Raw genomic sequence first — 17,159 nt, forward strand, 5'->3', positions numbered from 1 at the left:
CCGAAAATCCCGTGAACGGATCGCCGAAGCCGAGTGTCAATACCCAATCAGGCGATCCGCCATAGAATAGAAGTATCCGGCAACGTTTCCCGGCAGCATCACGGGGACGCTGCAGCGTGACCCGCGGCCGCCGGCGCCGATTCCCTCCCGTCAGCCCGGCGGCGATCTCATTTCTCCTTAACCACGGCGCGCGCGCCCTGAAGGCCCGAACATGACAACCGCACTCGATCAACTCAAGCAATACACCACCGTCGTCGCCGATACCGGCGACTTCCAGCAGCTTGCCCAGTACAAGCCGCAGGACGCGACCACCAACCCGTCGCTGGTCCTGAAGGCCGTGCAGAAAGACGACTACCGCCCGCTGCTCGAAAAGACCGTGAAGGCGCACGCGTCGAAGCCGGTCGGCGCGATCATCGACCAGTTGCTGATCGCTTTCGGCACCGAAATCCTCAAGATCATCCCGGGCCGCGTGTCGACCGAAGTCGACGCACGCCTGTCGTTCGACGTCGAGGGCTCGATCGCCAAGGGGCGCGAACTGATCGCGCTGTACAAGGACCACGGCATCGGCCGCGAACGCGTGCTGATCAAGCTGGCCTCCACCTGGGAAGGCATCCGCGCGGCGGAAGTGCTGCAGAAGGAAGGCATCCACTGCAACATGACGCTGCTGTTCTCGCTCGCCCAGGCTGCGGCCTGCGCCGAAGCGGGTGCGCAACTGATCTCGCCGTTCGTCGGCCGCATCTACGACTGGTACAAGAAGAACGCCGGCAGCGCGTGGGACGAAGCGAAAGACGGCGGCGCCAACGATCCGGGCGTCAAATCGGTGCGCCGCATTTACGCGTACTACAAGAAGTTCGGCTACAAGACCGAGGTGATGGGCGCGAGCTTCCGCACGCCGGGTCAGATTCTGGAACTGGCCGGCTGCGATCTGCTGACCATCAGTCCGGATCTGCTGCAGAAGCTGCAGGACAGCACCGACAAGGTGGAACGCAAGCTGTCGCCGGAAATGTCCAGCGACGCGAACATCGAGCGCGTGCCGGTCGACGAAGCGTCGTTCCGTTTCCTCGTCAACGACGAGGCGATGGCGACCGAAAAGCTCTCTGAAGGCATTCGCGCCTTCGCCGCGGACGCGATCAAGCTGGAAAAGCTGATCGAAGCGCTGCGCTGAGCTTTGCCTCGCGCGCCGCGTGATTCACGCGGTTGACGCGGCCAATCGAGCGGCCTTGGACCTCACGGTTCAGGGCCGCTCGCCGTTTACGGGCCGGCGCTATCGTTCGCGGCCGCCCGCGTCACCGTTTTCCCTACGCAATAACGTCACAATCGGCGCGAGGATGGACGACTACAATCGATTCCACGCCCGCTCCCCGGCGCCGCTGGCTCCGGGCTGACGATGCGCACACCTGTTCCGGGAGACGATCATGGAAGTTCAGCCCTACGTGTTTTTCAACGGACGTTGCGAGGAAGCGCTCGCGTATTACTGCGAGAAGCTCGGCGCCGAAGTCACCTTCAAGATGCGCTTCAAGGAGGCGCCGCCGGATTCGGGACACCAGCCGCGCCCCGATCTCGAAGAAAAAATCATGCACGCGAACGTGCGGATGGGGTCGACCAGCTGGATGGCGTCCGACGGCAATGGCGATCCCGCGGCCAGTCCGATGAGCGGCTTCAGCCTGTCGCTGACGGCCGACGATGCCGCATCCGCCGAACGCTACTTCAATGCGCTCGCCGACGGCGGCCAGACGGTGATGCCGTTTCAGGCCACGTTCTGGAGCAAGGGCTTCGGGATGGTGGTGGACCGCTTCGGTCTCATGTGGATGGTGACGGTGCCGGACAAGCCTTAAAGCGTCGTCGTCGGCGGCGCGCCCTACCCCTTCAGCAAACTGCGCGAATGCCGCTCAATATTCCAGTTCGGCTCGGTCTCCAGCAGCAGCGCGCGTAGCCGCTCGACCTGCTCCGCAAGCCGCTGCCCGAGCCAATACGGCCCTTGCAGATCGGGCGGCAGCCGGAGCGCCGCGTCACCCGACGTCTGCCCGAGCGGCGACGCGGCCGGAATGCCGAACTGCGTCGCGCGTCCAAAGCGCAGTCCGCGTGCGATCGCCAGCAGAATCGCGCGCACCGCACGGACCTCGACGCCGCATCGCGCGGCATACGCGGCGCGCGCCACGGCGTCGGCGTGCATCAGCGGACCGGTCGCGAGCAATTCCAGCGCGCTGAGCACCGAGCGATGCAGCCGCTGAATCTCTTCGAGCTTCGCCTGCGGCACGTCGATTTCCTTTGCCACCGACGGCATCAGCGAGCGCAACTGCACCAGCCGCTGGTTGATTTCCAGAAAGCGCTTGACCTGCTCCTCTTCGCTGACCGTCTCTCCATCCAGCAGCCGCGCGTAAATCGACGCGCATTCGCGCAGATTGGCCGCAAGTCCGTAGCGCCACGAATACGTCGCGTGCAACGGCAGCGCGAACGAAAACGCCAGCGCGATCACGATGCCGATCAGCACGTTCAGCGTGCGCCACAGGCCGACGTCGATCAGATTGTCGCCGTGACCCGCGACGATGCACATCGTGATCGCCGTCAGCAGCCCGACATAGCCGGACGAGCCGATCGCGAACCAGGCGCAGATCGACGCGATGATCGCCATCAGCACATAGGTGAGCGGCAGCGAGCCGACCAGATTCTGCTGCACGATCAGCAGCAGCCCGATCGACGCCCCGAGCAGCGTCCCCGCGGCCCGCTCCGCCGCCTTCTTGCGGATATTGCCGTGATGCTGCAAGCCGCCGATCACCACCAGCAGCGTCACCGACGACCAGATGCCGTGCGGTATATCGATACCGCTGGTGGCGAGAATCGAGAACAGCATCGCGAGGCCCACGCGCAGGCTGTGCAGCACCTTCGCGTGGCGATAGCGGTAGTAAGGCGACGTCACCGCGCGCACCATCCGGCTGAGCGCCGAGCGGCGTGGAATCACGGTATGGGAATCGGCAGATGCCATGGCGGCGCGACCCACGCTTGGAAGGATAGTTTCGCTATCCTGCCCTGGAGTGCCTCGTAAAGACAAACGCCCGCAAACTTTCGTCTGCGGGCGCTGCGGTTTTCAGCTGTATCGACCACCACGCCCGGCCGAACCAGGCGTCGCGGCGCCATGCCGTTGTGCTCAGCCTTCGACCACGTCCAGATAATCTTCCGGACGGGTGCGGTCTTCGCCGCGCTGCATGCCGAACGCGCGCACCAGCAGGCTCACCACCACCGACACCACCAGGTTCACGATCAGCGACCACACCGCCGCATAGCCCGGGATCGCCATGCCGAACAGGTGGATCGTGAAGATCGAGCTGGCCAGCTTCAGCGAAACCGCCATCCACGTGCCGGTGCCGATGCCGACCGCCCAGCCGATCAGCAGGCCGCGGTAGTCGAGCACGCGCGTGTACAGGCCGAGCACGATGGCAGGCAGCGTCTGGATGATCCAGATGCCGCCGAGCAGCTGCAACTGGATCGCATACGTGAGCGGCAGGCCGAGAATGAACGCGACCGCGCCGACCTTGACGATCAGCGAGACCAGCTTCGCGACGTTGGTCTCCTGCTCATGCGTCATGTTGCGGTTGACGAACTCCTTGTGCACGTTGCGCGTGTACAGGTTGGCCGCCGCGATCGACATGATCGCCGCCGGCACCAGCGCGCCAATCCCGATCGCCGCGAACGCCACGCCGACGAACCACGATGGGAAGAAGTGCAGGAACAGCGCCGGCACCGCGAAGTTCGGGCCGAAGGCCTTGAAGTACGGCACGAATTCCGGCATGTCCTTCACGCCGGCCGCGAGCGCCATGAAGCCGAGCAGCGCGAGCAGGCCTAGCACCAGCGAATAGGCCGGCAGGAGCGCCATGTTGCGGCGGATCGTGTTGCCCGACTTCGACGACAGCACCGCCGTGATCGAATGCGGATACAGGAACAGGGCGAGCGCCGAGCCTACCGCGAGCGTCGCATAGGCGCTATAGCCGTTCAGGCTCGACACGTCCGGCGACTTCAGCAGCAGCTTGGCCGGCGGCACCGCGCCGAAGATATGGCCGAAGCCGCCCAGTTGCGGCGGAATCACGATGATCGCGGCGAAGATCGTCACGTAGATCAGGACGTCCTTGACCACGGCGATCATTGCCGGCGCGCGCAGGCCCGACGTGTACGTGTACGCGGCGAGAATCGCGAACGCGATGATCAGCGGCAGATCGCCGACGAAGCCCTTGGTGTCGAAACCGAGCGCGCCGATCACCACTTCGATGCCGACCAGTTGCAGCGCGATGTACGGCATAGTCGCGACGATGCCGGTCACGGCGATCGCCAGCGCGAGCATGCGGCTGCCATAGCGGGCCGACACGAAGTCCGCCGACGTCACGTAGCCGTGACGCTTGGCGATGCTCCACAGTTTCGGGAACACGACGAACGCGAACGGGTAGATCAGGATCGTGTAGGGCAGCGCGAAGAAGCCGGTTGCACCCGCGCCGAACACCAGCGCCGGCACGGCGATGAAGGTGTACGCGGTGTACAGGTCGCCGCCCAGCAGGAACCACGTGACGATGGTGCCGAAGCGCCGGCCGCCGAGGCCCCACTCTTCCAGATGGGCGAGATCGCCGCGCCGCCAGTGGGCCGCGACGAAGCCGAGAATGGTGACGCCGATGAAAAACAGGACGAAGACGAAAGTTGCGATGGCGTTCATTATTGCGTGCCCCCTTCCGAGCGGCCCGTGTAGCGCGATTTGGTCTTGAAGTACACGAGCGCCGTGATGACGGCGCTGATCAGCACCCACAGGAGCTGATACCAGTAGAAGAACGGGAAGTCGAACAGCTGCGGTTCGATCCTGTTGTATGACGGCACCCAGATCATCGCGATCCAGGGCAGCAGCAGCAACCAGAGCCAGTGCTTGCTGGCTTTGTTCGCGTCGGCGTCGTGAGCCATGACGTCTCCTCTTTCCTATTTTTGAATTGTTGGCCCGTGTCTTTGACGGGAGGTGGATCCCACAGCGGATGGCCACGGGCGCCCCGAAGAAAGCTCCGAAAGAGTATAGGAGCCGCGAACGCGCGGTCAAGCAGGGACGACCCGAGGCGGGAGCGTGCTGTGAGATGGGGACAATCGCGATGGAGTAAGACTCGGAGTCAGGCGCGGGGGTGCGGCGATGACTTGAGAGGAATGGCCAAGATAGGAGCGATGCTTGTTCGGCGGGGGCTTGCTGTATGCGGGGCGTGCTGTGCAGGCATGGCGGCGCGAGGAGCTGATGTGTGGCGCTGCGTGCTGATATGGGCGTTGTCGCCGCGTAAAGGCTGCTGGAGCGTCGCAGCGGTCGTCGATTAAAAGAGCTCGCCTGCGGCTGTGATGGGGGTGCTGCGGGTCCTTCAGCTTTGCCTGGGCGTTGCTGACATGACACACCCGGAGCAATCAAAGTGCCCGGCTACGCCGAATCTCCGACTCTCGTCCAGCACCCCGAAGCATTCCCCAGGCAGCCGGAACGCCAGGAGCCGGCACCTGCCCGGCCCGCGCGCTCGCCCACTCAGATAGAAAACGACATGCCCTTCTGCCCCGTCGATTCCTGCAAACCCTTGATCCACTTGCGCGCCGGCAAGCCGAGTTCTGCTTCGATCAGCTTCGCGCGCGTTTGCAGCGCGGTGAACGGCACGTCGAGCGCCGGACCCGAGAACGCAATCGCGATGCGATTGCCGTCATGCACTTCCGGCAGCGCGACTACGCGGCCGTCGAACGCTTCGTTCAGACGCTTCATGTTGCGCACGAAGCTTGGATGATCGCCGAACAGATTCACCGTCACCACGCCCGCATCGGTCAGACACGCGCGCACCGCGCGATAGAAGCCGACGCTGTCGAGCACCGGGCCGCGCGCGGTCGCGTCATAGACGTCGATCTGCAACGCGCCGATCGTGCCGTGATTGGCGCGGTCGTTGACGAAGTCCCACGCATCGGTTTCGTGCACGGTCAGACGCGCATCGTCGTGCGGCAGTTCGAACATCGTGCGCGCGGCCACCACGACCGCCGGGTTCACCTCGACCGCCTCGACCTTGGCGCCCGTCAGGAAGCGGTGCGCGAATTTGGTCAGCGAAGCCGCGCCGAGACCCAGCTGGACGATGCGCTTGGGCGTTTCGATGAATAGCAGCCAGGCCATCATCTGCTGTGCGTATTCGAGTTCGATGTGATCCGGCTTGCGCAGACGCATCGCGCCTTGCACCCATTCCGTGCCGAAGTGCAGAAAGCGCACGCCGCCTTCTTCCGAGAACGTCACCGGGGCGAAGCGCGGCTTGCGCGGCGCTTCGATTTGCGGCGCGTCGTGCAGATCGTCGTCGAGCGCGGCGCGCTTGCTGCGTGTGGTGGTCTGCGTGGTTTTCTGCTTGCCGACGAGCGCGTCGGTGTCACGGTTGCGGAAGGCGCGCGCCTCGGCCGAAGCGCGCTTGATCAGTTTCGTCATGTGAGGATGTCGCGCCAGAGACGCCATTTTTGGTCGAACGAGAGCATAGCATTCGCCGAGGCTCCGGTTGCCGATCCAGCGCGGTGTCGACGGGCCAACGCAACGCGGAGCGCTCGCGCGTCCCCTCGTCTGCCCGCTTCGCCGCGCATCGAACCCAAGGCCGAGCTATGCGTGGATCTGGCCGGCAGCCGCTGGTTCGCGACGTGACCCGCCAAGGCGACAAACGCGGCGGCGGCGGCCCAGTCCGGCAGCATGGACGGACTCACGCCCGAGGCTACCGGCAGCGGTCACGAAAGATATGCCGACCGGCGCGGCGACCTTGCCGTGCGCCATCACCGAGGGCGTCGGGAAAGTGACGAGCAGCGCGCCCGCATGCGGACATAACCGGCCAGGCCAGTTCGCGGCCGCGCGCCGGCGTCACTTCGGCTATTCGCCGAGCGATGTGCGAAAGCGCGAGCCGGTGCCCGACGAGCCGTCGGTCTGAATTTTCTTCTGTTCGTTCGACTACCGCAGCCGCGCAGACTCGCCGTCCTCATGCAGGCAATCGTGGATTTTTCGCCAGATTTCGAGCTTGGCCGCATACGGTATCGTCGCGTGCGCGGGGCTGCTCGATGGAAGCCTGAGCATGCGATACCCGCTCATGCGCTTGCCAAGGGCTCGCTCGCCGATCTTCGCCGCCGTGCCGCCATTGAACGCAACGCAGGCAAGCTCGGGCAGCGTCCCGATAAGGCCGATCAGATCGTTGCTCGCATGATCGCGAATGTTGCTGTCGAGACTGCCGGAGCGGCGCGCCTCAGCGACCACGTCCCATAGTCCGATGCGGTGTTCGAGAAGCGTGCGCAAACGGTCGTCGTATTCCATCGCGCTCAGCTTTGCGCCGATGACATCGCCGACCAGATGCCAGAACCGGTTCTGCTTGTGTGCATAGTACTGCCCGTGCGCCAACGACATCTCACCCGGCAAGCTCCCCAGAATCAACACTCGTGTACGAGCGTCGACGACCGGCGCAAAGCAGCGTTTGAACGTCATGAGCGCTGGCCCTCGTCACGGCATCGCGCGAGTGGCCGGCCGTGTTCGCGCTGGCGTGCAAAGGCGGTATGCGTGGCGTGCCCGAGGTCCTCGCGTGAAGCGAAACCGCGTTCGTCGCGCGAAGCCACGGAAGCCGCGGAAGCCGCCACACATTCCCACAACGCCGGCAACATACACTCCGTCACCATCAAAGGCGCGCCATACCGCTCGAACACCGAGCGCCGCGCGACGAACGCGTGCGGCGCACGCGCAACCCCAGCGCCAATTTCCCGCGCCGCGAGCCAATACAGCGGATGACGCGCCCCCACCCTGCGGCTCACCAGCGACGAGCGCGCAACGCTGCTGTCGCTATACAGCAGCTCCGCGAGCGGGCGCGTGCGCAAGCGCCGCGTCGCCTGCCACACACCGACGCTCGCCGCGCGCGGCGTCACGCTGTGCGCCGCGACGAACGGCACGCCAGCCACCGCGAGCACCACTTCGCGCACCCACACGGGCGCACGCGGCGCGAGACCGAGCGCGGCGGCCTCGTCGGCCCATGGGAGCGCGACGCCTTCGCGGGTGACGCGCACCGTGACCGGGCCGAGCGCGCGCAGATGCGCGGTCAGCGAACCACCCCGGGTCAACCAGTCTTTCTGGGCGGCGCTAAAGCCGGGTGAGGGCGCGACACGCCAGTGGGCGTCGGCGGCATCGAAACGGATAGACATGGTGTCGGATTATAACGGCCTGGCCATCGGGAGATTTCTCACGCAACGGCGTGTCGCCGCGTGATGCGCGCCCACCCACGTATCGCTTTCGGAAGTATCTGATTTCTCCTCTTTGCGACGCACGATAAAACCTTCGTGCTTCAACCAAAATATCAAGGAGAAAGAAGAGATGAAGACATTCCTGGGCACAACCGCATGCGCCATGTCGGTGTTGCTGATGGCAGGCTGCACCGCCCCGCTCGATCGCGACAAGGAAACCTCGCTGAACAAAGCGGTCGGCATCGAAGTGACGCGCACTGCGGACGGCGTCGCGGTGAAGCTGCCCGAAACCGCGTTGTTCGATTTCAACCAATCCGACGTGCGCGCCGATTCCGGCGCGGTGGTCGATCGCTCCGCCGTGCTGCTCAAGCGCAGCCGGAAGCCGGTCATCGTCGAGGGCTATACCGACAATGTCGGCACGCTCGAATACAACCAGCAGTTATCCGAAGCGCGTGCGACCTCGGTGGGTTATGCACTCGTCGCACGCGGCGTGGCGCAGGATCGCATCCGCACGAAGGGCAACGCGTATAACCACCCGGTGGCGAGTAACGATACGCCCGAAGGCCGCGCGTTGAATCGCCGTACGGAGATCATCGTGCGCGGTGAGAGCCTCGATACGTTGATGGGTAAATAAATAGCCTGGAAATAGCGAATGAATCTTCAAGCTTCTTAGTTCACGAGCATCGACTTAAGACAAACCATGACTTTCATATTCAACATCCCGATCTCAATTTAAGGTCGTTGATTAATTATGTTTAGCTAACCATAATTAATTCAGGCCGACGCCGACTGAAACTTCGGCCCGTCGGCCGCTTCCATAAAACACACTAGGAGTCACATTGAACGTCGAAAACCATGCAGAAACTTCTGCGCGTATCGCTCATCTTGCGGCGCTCGTTTTGCGGCGCATCGATGCTCCGCTTCACGAGAAAGAACTGGCCGGCTCGGCACTAGCGCAGCACCACACGTCGAAGCAAACCAGCAACGCCATCGGCAGTCTCGCGGCCAAAGTGCTCGCCGACCACACGTCCAGCCATGAGGCAAAAGAACTGGCCGGCTGCGTGCTGGCGCAAGTGCGTCATCTGGTGGCAACGGCTTGCACCGCTCGATGAATCGTCGCAGACCGTTCGGGCTGACACTGCCGAGCCGCCATCGTACCGCCGCGCAGGGCAAAAAAAATGCGCTGCCGAAGCAGCGCATTTCTCAACAACAAGCGTCAGTGCAACGCCGTCGGCTCAAGCTCAGTTCGCGCGAGCCAACAGAAGCGCATTGGTGCGCTTCACGAAGCTCGCCGGATCTTCCAGCGCGCCGCCTTCGGCGAGCAAGGCCTGATCGAACAACAGGTGGCACCAGTCGTCGAAGTTCGCGCTGTCCGCGTGCAAGCCCTTCACCAGCGCATGTTCCGGATTCACTTCGAGAATCGGATGGAACGACGGGGCTTGCTGACCTGCGGCCTTCAGCATGCGTTGCAGGTAGCCGCTCATTTCGCCATCGTCGGCGATCAGGCATGACGGCGAGTCGGTCAGACGGAATGTCAAGCGCACGTCCTTCGCTTTGTCCTTCAGCACGTCCTTCATCTTCTCGACGAGCGGCTTGAATGCTTCGCCCACCTTTTCCTGCGCCTGCTTTTCTTCGTCGTTCAATGCGCCCAGATCGAGATCGCCGCGCGCCACGCTTTGCAGCGGCTTGCCGTCGAATTCGGTCAGGTACGAGAGAATCCACTCATCGACGCGATCGGTCAGCAACAACACTTCCACGCCCTTCTTGCGGAACACTTCGAGGTGCGGGCTGTGGGCAGCGGCCTGCCAGGTATCGGCGGTGACGTAGTAGATCTTCGTTTGCTCGGGCTTCATGCGCGCGACGTAGTCGGCCAGCGACACCGTCTGCTCCGGCGTTTCCGTATGCGTGGACGCAAAGCGCACGAGCTTCGCGACGCGCTCGCGATTCGCAAAATCTTCGCCGATGCCTTCCTTCAGCACCTGGCCGAATTCCTTCCAGAAGCCGGCGTACTTTTCGCGATCGGCTTCGTTTTCCGAGTTGGCCAGTTCTTCGAGCATCGACAGCGAGCGCTTCGTCACGCCTTCGCGGATCGCCTTCACGTCACGGCTTTCCTGCAGGATTTCGCGCGACACGTTCAGCGGCAGATCGCTCGAATCGACCACGCCCTTCACGAAGCGCAGATACGCGGGCAGCAGTTGCTCGGCGTCGTCCATGATGAACACGCGCTTCACGTACAGCTTCAGTCCGCCGCGCTGCTCGCGGTTCCACATGTCGAACGGCGCGTGGCTCGGCACGTACAGCAGTTGCGTGTATTCGCTGCGGCCTTCCACACGGTTATGCGTCCACGCGAGCGGGTCCTGATGATCGTGCGCGAGGTGCTGGTAGAACTGCTTGTACTGCTCCTCGGTAATATCGTTCTTCGCGCGGGTCCACAGCGCGCTCGCCTGGTTGACGGTCTCGTCCTCGTCCTTGGCGACCATCGCGCTCTTTTCCGCGTCCCATTCTTCCTTCTGCATCAGGATCGGCAGCGCGACGTGGTCCGAGTACTTCTGGATGATCGACTTCAGACGATGCGCCGACAGCAGCTCGTCCTCATCGGCACGCAGATGCAGCGTGATGGTGGTGCCGCGCGCGGCGCGCTCGATCTGCTCCACCGCGAAGTCGCCCTCGCCCGCGCTGACCCAGCGCACGCCTTCCGAGGCCGGCAAACCGGCGCGGCGCGTTTCGACCGTGATCTTGTCCGCGACGATGAATCCCGAATAGAAGCCCACGCCGAACTGGCCGATCAGCGCCGCATCTTTCTGCTGGTCGCCGGAAAGCTTGCCGAAGAATTCCCTGGTGCCCGAGCGCGCGATCGTGCCGAGGTTCGCGATCGCTTCGTCGCGGCTCATGCCGATGCCGTTGTCGTCGAGCGTGACGGTGCGCGCGTCCTTGTCGAACGACACGCGAATTCGCAGGTTCGGATCGTTCTCGTACAGCGCGCTGTTTTCGATCGCTTCGAAACGCAGCTTGTCGGCCGCGTCGGACGCGTTGGAAATCAGCTCGCGCAGAAAGATTTCCTTGTTGCTGTACAGCGAATGGATCATCAGTTGCAGAAGCTGCTTCACTTCTGCCTGAAAGCTCATGGTTTCTTGTGCCATGGTCGGACTTCCTCTCTGTTGCGAATGGGGTTCAGGTCAGGCGGGATACTCGGCAGCCCGCGCCGTTCGGTGCGGGCTGCCGGGCCACCAGATCGTCCGCCTAGCTGGGGACGATCCGGCACGGTTTCAAGAGGCGCGCCGCGTGACGCTGTCGAGATAGCGGCACAGAAACGTCGCCAGTTCCGGGTCGCCGCAATTGGCGATATTGAAGCGCATCCACGTCGTCGGCGACTGCTGCGGCGAAAACAGGCTGCCGGGCGTCAGCAGGAAGCCGCCTTCGTGGCCGGCGGCCGCCAGCGCACCCGCGTCGACGCCCGTATCGACCCACAGGAACATGCCGGCCGCGGGCGTCAGAAACAGCTTCATGCCGGTCTTTTCCAGCATCCGCACGGACTTTTCGCGCACGCCGTCGAGCCGCGCGCGCAGCCGCTCGACATGCCGCCGATAGTGGCCCTCGGTCAGAATCTTGTACAGCACGCGCTCGTTGAGCTCGGGGCTCGTCATGCCGACCAGCATCTTCTGGTTGCTGACCGCCGTCGCCACCTCCGGCGCGCACGCGATGAAGCCCACACGCAGATTCGGCGCAAGCGTCTTCGAAAAGCTGCCGAGGTAGATCACGCGCTTTAACTGGTCGAGGCTCGCGAGGCGCGTGCCCGGATGGCTCGGCGGGCACAGATCGCCGTAAATATCGTCTTCGACGACGATGAAATCGTACGCTTCGGCGAGGCGCAGAATGCGGAACGCCTGGGCCGCCGTCAGCGACGTGCCCGTCGGGTTCTGCAGCACCGAGTTGATCACCAGCATTTTCGGCCGCCACGTCTGAACGAGCGTTTCGAGCGCGTCGAGATCGGGGCCGTCCGGCGTGTACGGCATGCCGACCAGCCGCGCGCCTTGCGACGCGAAGCAGCCGAACATCTGAAACCAGGCCGGATCGCCGACGATCACCGCTTCGCCGGGCTTCACGTAGACGCGCGAGATCAGATCGATCGCCTGCGTGACACCCGACACCATCACGATCTGCTCCGGCGACGCGCCGATCTCCAGCTCTTCGAGCCGCGTCTGCAATTGCTGGCGCAGCGGCAGGAAACCCTGCGGCGTGCCGATGCCGAGCATCTGCGCGCCGCTTTGCCGCCCGAGCGTGCGCAGCGCGTTGGTAATCAGTTCGCCGTCGAGCCAGCGCGCGGGCAGATAACCGAGACCGGGGCTGCGCTCGGGGCGCGTGCCGGTGTACAGCATGTTGCGCAACAGCCAGACCACGTCGATCTTGGCCGGCGCGGCCACGCCCTCGGCAGGCGGGCGAATTTCCATGAGCGGCGCACCGGCGAGCCGTTCACGCACATAGAACCCGGAGCCGCGCCGCGACTCCAGATACCCTTGCGCCACCAGCCGCTCATACGCCTCGACCACGGTGAAGCGCGACACGCCCTTGTCGAGCGCGAGCTTGCGGATCGACGGCATGCGCATGCCGGGGCGGAACACGCGTTCCTCGATACGGCGGCGCGCCCACTGCACGAGCTGCTCGACCAGCGTCAGCGCTGACGTATCGTGCGGGGCGGGAATCTGGGCAAGCGAGACGGACATGGCGGGCTCCAACTGTACCGAACAGTATCGAATCGATTGTACCGTTACTGTGCCGGTCGCTGCCGTTACATTTGAGTTCAACACAGGATGGTGATGCAGCGCCAGAGCGGGTGGACGACGGTTGGGCCGCTCGCAAACGATCCGGCAACCCCGGTCAGACACTATCCGCATGGCCCGCCGATCCGGCAAACGGTTATGCTTACGGCCCCGGCAGCAGCGCCGTCACATCTGGCGTGCACCGGCTTACCGCAGAAAACCGTTTTCCTCGCTCCGTCATGACAGCTCATCCGCTCCGTCTCGATCACCTCGTGATTTCCGCGCGCACCCTCGACGAGGGTACGCAGTACGTCGCCGACACGCTCGGCGTCGCGCCGGCCGGCGGCGGTGCACATCCGCTGATGCGCACCCACAACCGGCTGCTGAATCTGTGGGGCGGGGTCTATCTGGAAGTGATCGCGATCGATCCGCATGCCGCGCCGGCGGCCGCTCCGGCCGTTTCAGCCGCCCCCGCCGCCGCATCCACCGACGGCAGCGCGCCGCGCCCTCGCCTGTTCGCCCTCGACGACCCGGCGACGCACGCGCGGCTCGAAAACGGCCCATACCTGTCGCACTGGGTCGCCCGGGTCGAGCGGCCGAAGCAGCTGACGACATGGCAAGCGCAGTATCCGCAGCGCATCCCGCCCATCGTGCCGATGACGCGCAGCGATTTCACCTGGGGCCTGTCGGTGCCAGACGACGGCGCTTTCCCGGCCTGGCAGGGCGCGGGCGACGGCGTGCTGCCCTCGCTGATCCAGTGGGACTCGCTGCGACATCCGTCGGATGCGCTGCCGCCCACGGGCATCGCCCTGAAAGCGCTAAAAGCCGCGCATCCGCAAGCGGATCTGGTGCGCGCGCACTTGCAGTGGCTCGGCGCCGCGCATCTGCTCGAACTGCGGCCCACCGACGGCGCCGCGGCGCTCGTCGCCGAATTTGAAACACCCGATGGTCTGCGGACCCTTGAATAAGCAGCGCGCGCGGGTCGCCGACTCGCGCGATAATTGAAGTCTTGACCGGTTCCAGAAATACCAAGCAGAGGAGAGCATGGACCAAAGCGACCTGAAAGCCCCGACGTGGCAATTGTCCGAACGCGCGCGCAAGCTCACGAGCTCCGCGATCCGCGAGATCCTGAAGGTCACGGAGCGGCCCGAAGTCATTTCGTTCGCCGGCGGCCTGCCTTCGCCGGCCACCTTCCCGGCCGAGCGCATGCGCGAAGCCTCCGACCGCATTCTGCGCGACACGCCCGCCGCGGCGCTGCAATACAGCGCGACCGAAGGCTACGCGCCGCTGCGTGAATGGATCGCGCAGCGCTATTCGGTCAACGGCGCACAGATTCGTGCGAGCCAGGTCCTGATCACCACCGGCTCGCAGCAGGCGCTCGACCTGCTCGGCAAAGTGCTGGTGTGCCCGAACAGCCCGGTGCTGGTCGAAACGCCGACCTACCTCGGCGCGCTGCAATCGTTCTCGATGTACGAGCCGAGCTACGTGCAGGTGGCCACCGACGAACAAGGCCTGATCCCCGAAGCGCTCACGGCGGAACTGACAAAGGGCGCGCGTCTGCTGTACGCGCAGCCGAACTTCCAGAATCCGACCGGCCGCCGCCTGCCGATCGAGCGCCGCCGCGCGCTCGCCGAGTTCGCGAAGACCGCGCCGTTCCCGGTGATCGAAGACGATCCGTACGGCGCGCTCGACTACGCGGGCGAACCGCTGCCCACCATGCTGTCGATGGCGCCGGAACACATCGTCTATCTCGGCTCGTTCTCGAAGGTGCTCGCGCCGGGCCTGCGGGTCGGCTTCATCATCGCGCCCGAGGAATTGATCTTCAAACTCGTGCAGGCGAAGCAGGCCACCGATCTGCACACGCCGAGCTTCACGCAGCGCATCGTGCACGAAGTGATCAAGGACGGTTTCCTCGACACGCACGTGCCGACCATCCGCGAGCTGTATCGCAACCAGTGCGACGCGATGCTGTCCGCGCTCGAGCGCAACATGCCCGCAGGCGTGAGCTGGAACCGTCCGGAAGGCGGCATGTTCATCTGGGTGAATCTGCCCGCGCAGATCGACAGCATGAAGCTGCTCGAAGAAGCCGTCGCGCAGAACGTCGCGTTCGTGCCGGGTGGTCCGTTCTTCGCGAACGAAGCGCAACACAACACGCTGCGTCTGTCGTTCGTCACGGTGCCGCCGGCAAAGATCGACGAAGGCATCGGGCGCCTCGGCGCGCTGATCCGCGCGAAGCTCTGAGCACACGCGGCGCGGCCCGCGTGAGCAAATTCCACTACTGATCGAGGACACCATGGCTCAAACGAATGTGTACGACAAGCTGAAGGAATTGGGCATCGAACTGCCGGTCGCCGGCGCACCGGCAGCCGCGTATGTGATGAGCGCACAAAGCGGCAACACGGTGTACCTGTCCGGCCACATCGCGAAGAAAGACGGCAAGGTGTGGACGGGCAAGCTCGGCGCCACGCTCGGCACCGACGAAGGCAAGGCCGCCGCGCGCTCGATCGCCATCGACCTGCTCGCCACGCTGCATGCGCACGTGGGCGATCTGAACCGCGTGACGCGCATCGTCAAGCTGATGAGTCTCGTCAACTCGACGCCCGAGTTCACCGAACAGCATCTGGTCACCAACGGCGCGTCCGAACTGGTCGCCGACGTGTTCGGCGAGCGCGGCAAGCACGCGCGCTCGGCATTCGGCGTCGCGCAGATTCCGCTCGGCGCGTGCGTCGAGATCGAGATGATCGCTGAAGTCGAGTAACGAATACGCATGAGCAGCCGCGCGGCGAAAGCCGCCGCGGCAATCCAGCGGGCATAAGCCGGCGTTCGCCGGGTAGTCCGTTCAGAACGCGTCGCGAGGTGCCTGTCACCCACGGCGCGTTTTGCATTTGTGCAAAGGTGGATCGTTGCCGCGCCAGCGGATAGAATCCGCGAACCTTACTCAATCGTTTGATTCGCTGGACCACGCCATGCCCGCCCATACCGTCCGTTTCAAACAGGTCGACGTGTTCACGTCGGTGCCGTTCAAAGGCAATCCGCTCGCTGTCATATTCGACGCCGATGGGCTCGATGCGGATCAGATGCAGGCCATCGCCCACTGGACCAATCTGTCCGAAACCACCTTCCTGTTGCAACCGACCGACCCGGCCGCCGACTATCGCGTGCGAATCTTCACGACGCATGGCGAATTGCCGTTTGCGGGCCATCCGACGCTAGGCACCGCGCACGCGCTACGCGAAAGCGGCTATCAGCCGAAGCAGGCCGGCAAGCTGGTTCAGCAATGCGGCGTGGGACTCGTCGAACTCGAAGCATTGAGCGGGCCGGACGAGACGACACAAAACGCATGGGCATTCGCCGCGCCGCCCGCGCGGGTCACACCGCTCGCCGCGCATCGCCATGCCGAACTCGCCACGGCTTTACGTAGTGATGCGATCGATTTCAGCGCGACGCCCTGCGCGGTCGACAACGGCGCACCATGGCTCGTGGTGCGTTTGAATTCGGCGCACGATTGTCTCGCGCTCGACCCGGACGCCGCCGCACTCGCTGAACTCGTGCATTCGGTCGACACGCACGGACTCGCGGCGTACGGCCCTCATGACGCCGGCGGCCCCGCCACTTTCGAGGTGCGCTGCCTGATGGCCGGCGGCGGTTTCGGCACCGGTGAAGACCCGGTGACCGGCAGCGCCAACGCCGCGCTGGCCGGCCTGTTAAGCGCGCAGCAACGTCGTCCGGGCACGCGCTATTCGGCGCGCCAGGGCACCGCGCTGGGCCGCGCCGGTCAGGTTTCGGTGCATTACGACGATGCGCGTGGCAAGACGTGGATCGGCGGCTCGTCGGTGACGATCGTCGATGGTACGTTCCGCTTGCCGTGAGCGACACGCGCTGAACCGGCTCGAACGCGGCGCGCCCCAGCTTGCGTGCTTGACCACAAGCGCCGCATGGTTTTAACGATTGATGCACACTGCATTGCGACGAGCGGCCCCTCAGAGACCTGGCACACCTGAACACCGATTCCGATGAAACTGTCCAAACCATCACGAAGCCGCAGCCGCAAGGCTCGCCGCTCCCCTTGCAAAATCAGCGGAACCGCACCGCGCGCCGCGGCAGCGTATACCCGATGCCCGGACGCTTCCTTAATCCAGTGGCATTAAGTAATATCGAAACGTACCCCGCTGACCTGTGGTC

Annotated in this window: 17 protein-coding genes; 9 read left to right on the forward strand and 8 right to left on the reverse strand. The window is 64.4% G+C overall.

The features are described from left to right. Positions 1-211: 211 nt before the first annotated feature. A complete protein-coding gene (gene tal / locus HV770_RS18775; RefSeq protein ID WP_175161906.1) occupies positions 212-1,165 on the forward strand; it encodes a transaldolase in 954 nt (317 codons plus the stop codon). 250 nt (positions 1,166-1,415) lie between these two features. Further along, positions 1,416-1,835 carry a VOC family protein gene (locus HV770_RS18780; protein WP_121316905.1) on the forward strand — a complete coding sequence of 140 codons (420 nt, stop codon included), beginning with the start codon at positions 1,416-1,418 and terminating at the stop codon, positions 1,833-1,835. Positions 1,836-1,858: 23 nt separating this feature from the next. On the opposite strand, the gene HV770_RS18785 is transcribed toward HV770_RS18780, so the two are convergent. From HV770_RS18785 to HV770_RS18800, 4 genes are all read right to left on the reverse strand, one after another. Continuing rightward, on the reverse strand, positions 1,859-2,983 hold the full coding sequence (locus tag HV770_RS18785) for an FUSC family protein (protein ID WP_175161908.1): 1,125 nt from the start codon (positions 2,981-2,983) through the stop codon (positions 1,859-1,861). Positions 2,984-3,145: 162 nt separating this feature from the next. Continuing rightward, positions 3,146-4,696: a monocarboxylate uptake permease MctP gene (gene mctP / locus HV770_RS18790; protein WP_175161911.1), complete on the reverse strand. Its 1,551-nt coding sequence runs from the start codon at positions 4,694-4,696 to the stop codon at positions 3,146-3,148. Then, entirely contained in the window at positions 4,696-4,935 is a 240-nt protein-coding gene (locus HV770_RS18795; RefSeq protein WP_175161913.1) for a DUF3311 domain-containing protein, read from the reverse strand. Before HV770_RS18795 ends, mctP begins: the two co-directional genes overlap by 1 nt. Positions 4,936-5,524: 589 nt before the next feature. Further along, complete coding sequence (locus HV770_RS18800) at positions 5,525-6,448, reverse strand: class I SAM-dependent methyltransferase (protein ID WP_175161914.1); 924 nt, start codon at positions 6,446-6,448, stop codon at positions 5,525-5,527. 298 nt (positions 6,449-6,746) lie between these two features. Here HV770_RS18800 and HV770_RS18805 point away from each other — a divergent pair, with 298 nt between their 5' ends. Further along, on the forward strand, positions 6,747-6,932 hold the full coding sequence (locus HV770_RS18805) for a helix-turn-helix domain-containing protein (protein WP_175161916.1): 186 nt from the start codon (positions 6,747-6,749) through the stop codon (positions 6,930-6,932). A gap of 20 nt (positions 6,933-6,952) precedes the next feature. On the opposite strand, the gene HV770_RS18810 is transcribed toward HV770_RS18805, so the two are convergent. Both HV770_RS18810 and HV770_RS18815 read right to left on the reverse strand, forming a co-directional pair. Beyond that, positions 6,953-7,477 (reverse strand): DNA-deoxyinosine glycosylase, encoded by a 525-nt coding sequence (locus HV770_RS18810; protein ID WP_175161918.1) that lies wholly within the window; start codon positions 7,475-7,477, stop codon positions 6,953-6,955. Then, positions 7,474-8,181, reverse strand: coding sequence for a chorismate--pyruvate lyase family protein (locus tag HV770_RS18815; RefSeq protein WP_175161920.1), 708 nt, complete (start codon positions 8,179-8,181; stop codon positions 7,474-7,476). Before HV770_RS18815 ends, HV770_RS18810 begins: the two co-directional genes overlap by 4 nt. Before the next feature lie 169 nt (positions 8,182-8,350). Between HV770_RS18815 and HV770_RS18820 the strand changes: the two genes are divergently transcribed. Together HV770_RS18820 and HV770_RS18825 are read left to right on the forward strand one after the other, a co-directional pair. Further along, positions 8,351-8,854 carry an OmpA family protein gene (locus HV770_RS18820; protein WP_175161922.1) on the forward strand — a complete coding sequence of 168 codons (504 nt, stop codon included), beginning with the start codon at positions 8,351-8,353 and terminating at the stop codon, positions 8,852-8,854. 205 nt (positions 8,855-9,059) lie between these two features. After that, the gene (locus HV770_RS18825; RefSeq protein ID WP_175161924.1) at positions 9,060-9,332 is read left to right on the forward strand and encodes a hypothetical protein; all 273 of its coding nucleotides are present in this window, start codon (positions 9,060-9,062) and stop codon (positions 9,330-9,332) included. Between the two features lie 129 nt (positions 9,333-9,461). On the opposite strand, the gene htpG is transcribed toward HV770_RS18825, so the two are convergent. Continuing rightward, positions 9,462-11,360, reverse strand: coding sequence for a molecular chaperone HtpG (gene htpG, locus HV770_RS18830; RefSeq protein ID WP_175161926.1), 1,899 nt, complete (start codon positions 11,358-11,360; stop codon positions 9,462-9,464). Positions 11,361-11,486: 126 nt separating this feature from the next. Further along, positions 11,487-12,941: an aminotransferase-like domain-containing protein gene (locus HV770_RS18835; RefSeq protein ID WP_175161928.1), complete on the reverse strand. Its 1,455-nt coding sequence runs from the start codon at positions 12,939-12,941 to the stop codon at positions 11,487-11,489. Positions 12,942-13,216: 275 nt separating this feature from the next. Here HV770_RS18835 and HV770_RS18840 point away from each other — a divergent pair, with 275 nt between their 5' ends. The 4 genes from HV770_RS18840 (at position 13,217) to HV770_RS18855 (ending at position 16,846) form a co-directional block, all read left to right on the forward strand. Beyond that, positions 13,217-13,945: a VOC family protein gene (locus HV770_RS18840; RefSeq protein ID WP_175161930.1), complete on the forward strand. Its 729-nt coding sequence runs from the start codon at positions 13,217-13,219 to the stop codon at positions 13,943-13,945. A gap of 76 nt (positions 13,946-14,021) precedes the next feature. Then, a complete protein-coding gene (locus tag HV770_RS18845; RefSeq protein WP_175161932.1) occupies positions 14,022-15,218 on the forward strand; it encodes an aminotransferase-like domain-containing protein in 1,197 nt (398 codons plus the stop codon). A gap of 52 nt (positions 15,219-15,270) precedes the next feature. Continuing rightward, a complete protein-coding gene (locus tag HV770_RS18850; protein WP_121316893.1) occupies positions 15,271-15,735 on the forward strand; it encodes a RidA family protein in 465 nt (154 codons plus the stop codon). A 208-nt stretch (positions 15,736-15,943) separates the two neighbouring features. After that, positions 15,944-16,846, forward strand: a complete 903-nt coding sequence (locus HV770_RS18855) for a PhzF family phenazine biosynthesis protein (protein ID WP_175161934.1) — start codon at positions 15,944-15,946, stop codon at positions 16,844-16,846. Positions 16,847-17,159: the final 313 nt, after the last annotated feature.

Source organism: Paraburkholderia fynbosensis (assembly GCF_902859935.1).
GTDB classification, from domain to species: domain Bacteria; phylum Pseudomonadota; class Gammaproteobacteria; order Burkholderiales; family Burkholderiaceae; genus Paraburkholderia; species Paraburkholderia fynbosensis.